We start from the raw sequence: 503 nt of genomic DNA, 5'->3' as shown, positions 1-503 counted from the left end.
GCCCAGATGTCCGCCCGTTTGCCGGTGCCATATTCCGGTCCGGAGAGCGGCACATAGGCGAACCAGCCGACATCGGGTCCGACATCGAGCGCAAACGCGATCCATAGCAGCAAGCCCCCCGCGAGATACATCCAGTAGGAAAAGGCGTTCAGGCGCGGGAATGCGATGTTGCGCGTGCCGACCATCAGCGGCACGAGATAGACACCCATGGCTTCCATGACCGGCACGGCGAACAGGAACATCATGTTCGAGCCATGCATGGTGAAGATCTGGTTGTAGCGGTCCGGACCGATGAAGCGCGCTTCCGGCTGCGCCAGTTGGATGCGCATCGCCACTGCCAGCAGCCCGCCGAGCAGCAGGAAGACGAAGGCGGTGGCGACATAGCGCTGCCCGATGATCTTGTGGTCCACCGTCGAAAGCGCGCCCCAGATCCCCGGCTTCGTCTGCCAGGTTTTGGCTAGCCTGCGTTCGAGCTCGGCATTGTCGAACACGCTGTCCAATTG

Annotated in this window: 1 protein-coding gene; it reads right to left on the bottom strand. The window is 62.2% G+C overall.

All coding sequences use genetic code 11. The features are described from left to right. A partial coding sequence (locus AC1D0P_RS28430) for a cbb3-type cytochrome c oxidase subunit I (protein ID WP_477679794.1) occupies positions 1 to 491 on the bottom strand: 491 nt, incomplete at its 3' end. Positions 492 to 503: the final 12 nt, after the last annotated feature.

Source organism: Polaromonas sp. P1_G2, assembly GCF_056405515.1.
The sequence above is the reverse complement of the archived record's forward strand: the minus strand, read 5'-3'. Positions and strand labels throughout refer to the sequence as shown.